This window comes from Agrobacterium sp. ST15.13.013 (assembly GCF_027956525.1).
GTDB classification, from domain to species: Bacteria; Pseudomonadota; Alphaproteobacteria; order Rhizobiales; family Rhizobiaceae; genus Agrobacterium; species Agrobacterium salinitolerans.
The window spans coordinates 1-3196 of record NZ_JAQKGP010000059.1 but is presented as its reverse complement, the minus strand read 5'-3'; the positions used below and the strand labels follow the sequence as shown (position 1 = coordinate 3196).

The window sequence follows — 3196 nt, the reverse complement described above, 5'->3', positions numbered from 1 at the left end:
GTAACCGTTGTTCTGCTCCCACGTTGTCTGCCGCCTTCTGATCTGGGATCGACGTTCCATGGATGAGAGACAAGGAGTTTCTCCATGGAGACTACGTTGGAGGTTCTCACAGCGCGACGGAGCAGGCGTGAGGCGCATCGCCAATAGCCAGATGAAGTCAAGGCGCGGATTGTTTCGGAGAGCTTGCGTCCGGGCGTGACAGTGAATGAAGTCGCGGGGCGCTATGGGCTGAAGGCCAACCACCTGTCGTCCTGGCGCACGCTGGCGCGGCAGGGCAAGTTGGTGTTGCCAGAGCCGGAAGACGCTGTCGAGTTTGCGGCAATGGTTATCGAGACGCCATTGCCGGAGCCGCCGACGGCAAAGGCTGCCACGCGCGCCGAGATTGCCGTCGGTCCCGTCACAATCCGTCTTGAGGAAGGTGCGTCTGCTGCCCGGATCGCTGCCATCGCCCGCGCTCTGGCGGCGGCGACATGATCTTTCCGTCGAACCGCGTACGGATCATGGTGGCGACAAAACCCGTCGACTTCCGCAAAGGGCACGATGGTTTGGCTGCGCTGGTGAAGAACGAGCTGCACAAGGACCCGTTCACCGGAACGGTCTTTGTATTCCGCTCACGCAAGGCGGACCGGTTGAAGCTGATCTACTGGGATGGCTCCGGGATCGTCATGGCCTACAAGCGGCTGGAAGAGCACACATTCACCTGGCCTGGCATCAAGGATGGCCTGATGACGCTCACCCACGCCCAGTTCGAGGCCCTGTTTGCGGGCCTTGATTGGCGACGTGTTCATGCCATCCAGACACGAACACCGGAGGCCATCGAATAGCTGCGGCACGATGACTCAGCACGGCAGATTCCGAGGGCAAATCGGCTCGGGATTTGGTAGTTTCCGGCCATGCTTGATGCCACCGAACTTCCCGATGATGTTGCCGCCCTGAAGGCGATGCTGATAGCGGCGCGGGCCCGCGAGGCGGCCAAGGATGTCGCGATAGCCAGCAAGGACGAGCATATCGCCCGCAAAGATGAGCGGATCGAGCGGCTTGAGAAGCTGGTCGCCGCCTTCAAGCAGGCAGCCTTCGGGCGCAAATCCGAGAAGACCGATCCCGACCAATTCGATCTGGCGCTGGAGGACCTGGAGACGGCTATGGCCGTGATCCATGCCGAGGATGAGGCGGACGTTCCTCCTGGAAACAGGATCAGCAAGCCGCGCGCGATCAATCGTGGCTCTCTTCCGAAGCATCTCCCGCGTATCGAGGAGGTTATTGAGCCAGAAAGCCTGATTTGTGGCTGCGGCGGTTGCCTGCATTGCATTGGCGAGGATGTCTCCGAACGGCTGGACGTGATCCCGGCACAGTTCCGCGTGATCGTCACCCGCCGCCCTAAATATGCCTGCCGTGCCTGCACCGACGGTGTCGTCCAAGCCCCAGCTCCGGCACGGCTGATCCAGGCAGGGCTGCCGACGGAAGCGACCGTCGCCCATGTTCTCGTCTCCAAGTATGCCGATCACCTTCCGCTCTATCGGCAGGCCCAGATCATGAGCCGCCAGGGGATCGATCTCGACCGATCAACACTTGCCGACTGGGTCGGTCGGGCAGCCTATGAACTGCGGCCCGTCTTCGATGCACTGATTGCCGACCTGAAGCGCTCAACCAAGCTGTTCATGGATGAGACCGGTGCCCCAGTTCTCGATCCTGGCTCCCGTAAAACCAAGACCGGATACTTCTGGGCGCTTGCGCGGGATGATCGCCCATGGGGCGGCGGTGCTCCGCCAGGTGTCGCCTTCACATACGCTCCCGGTCGCGGGGGCATTCATGCGGAACGGATATTGCAGGGCTTCTCCGGTATCCTGCAGGTCGATGGCTATGCCGGATATAACAGGCTGATCGCTCCTGACCGTGTCGGATCAGACATTCAGCTTGCCTATTGTTGGGCCCATGCCCGGCGCAAGCTGGTGGAGATCACCCGCAATGGCACAGCACCCATTGCCGAGGACGGCGTCAAGCGGATTGGTGAACTGTATCGGATCGAGGCCGAGCTGCGAGGCCTTAATGCGGAGGCTCGACTTGCCGGACGACAGGAACGCTCAGCGCCACTGGTTGCCGACATGCAGACCTGGCTCGTCCATCACCGTGCCCGTGTCGCGGCAAAGTCGCCACTCGGCGAGGCCTTGGCCTACATTGCCAAATACTGGGATGGTTTGAAGCTCTTCCTGAGCGACGGGCGTATCGAGATCGACAACAACAGCGTCGAGCGGACCATCCGGCCGATAGCGCTCAATCGCAAAAACGCACTCTTTGCCGGGCACGACGCCGGAGCCGAGAACTGGGCAACAATCGCTTCGCTCATTGAGACCTGCAAGCTTAACGCTGTCGATCCACTGGCCTACCTGACAAAGGCGCTCACCTCCATCATCAACGGCCACAAGCAAAGCCAGATTGGTGAGTTGCTACCGTGGAATTGTCCGCGAGGCGGCGTTATCAAAGGCGTCTAGGCGTTCGTGCTTGAACCGCCAGAGAGGCCAAGGCATGCGGGACATATGCGTCATATTCGATCTGGATGGGACGCTTGTCGATAGCGAGGTCATTTGTATTCAAGTGCTGGCCGACCTGCTGCCAGACTGTTCTGATCCTGTTGAACATCTGCTGCAGCGTTACCGAGGGGAGAGACTCTCTTCGATCTTTCAGGACATCGAGAACCGTTTATCCAGAAAGCTGCCATTGAACTTCGAGGCGCTTTATCGCGCCACCTTGTCGAAACGCTTTGCCCAAGGTCTGCAACCCATTCCCGGGGTCTTGCCGATGCTGGGACAATTGAAACACCCACGGTGTATTGCCTCGGGCGGGCCGCCGGACAAAATCATCCAGACATTAGAGGTGAGCGGCCTAGCCCCTTACTTTGGTACCGATCTTTACAGTTCCTATGAAGTCGGAAGCTTTAAGCCCGATCCTGACCTGTTTCTGCATGCCGCTCGCAAGATGGGATTTGAACCCCACCGATGCGTGGTGGTCGAAGACAGCCTCGTCGGCATCCAGGCGGCAAAGGCTGCAGGTATGGTGGCGCTGCTGTACAGCCCATCGCCGCCCAATCATCCATACGGAGCCGACGTCACCTTCGCCAACATGGAAGAATTAACGACCATCATTTCCAGCTTGGAGGGCTAGCGTTTATCAGGCGACGTGCCAGTGAAACACCGCTTAC

General features: G+C 59.7%; 3 protein-coding genes and 1 pseudogene. All 4 read left to right on the top strand.

The features are described from left to right. Positions 1 to 159: 159 nt before the first annotated feature. Positions 160 to 474 (top strand): annotated as a pseudogene (locus tag PL597_RS25800) (transposase); the annotation flags it as partial. Then, positions 471 to 824 (top strand): IS66 family insertion sequence element accessory protein TnpB, encoded by a 354-nt coding sequence (gene tnpB, locus PL597_RS25795; RefSeq protein ID WP_142912583.1) that lies wholly within the window; start codon positions 471 to 473, stop codon positions 822 to 824. The pseudogene PL597_RS25800 and the gene tnpB, both read left to right, overlap by 4 nt. A gap of 69 nt (positions 825 to 893) precedes the next feature. Next, positions 894 to 2489 (top strand): IS66 family transposase, encoded by a 1596-nt coding sequence (gene tnpC / locus PL597_RS25790; protein WP_271366637.1) that lies wholly within the window; start codon positions 894 to 896, stop codon positions 2487 to 2489. Positions 2490 to 2499: 10 nt separating this feature from the next. After that, positions 2500 to 3159: an HAD family hydrolase gene (locus PL597_RS25785; RefSeq protein ID WP_271366636.1), complete on the top strand. Its 660-nt coding sequence runs from the start codon at positions 2500 to 2502 to the stop codon at positions 3157 to 3159. Positions 3160 to 3196 lie beyond the last annotated feature (37 nt).

What these genes read in the sequence shown, in the direction of transcription:
- tnpB (WP_142912583.1), top strand. Translation starts at nt 471, where the DNA reads ATGATCTTTCCGTCGAACCGCGTACGGATCATGGTGGCGACAAAACCC.
- tnpC (WP_271366637.1), top strand. Translation starts at nt 894, where the DNA reads ATGCTTGATGCCACCGAACTTCCCGATGATGTTGCCGCCCTGAAGGCG.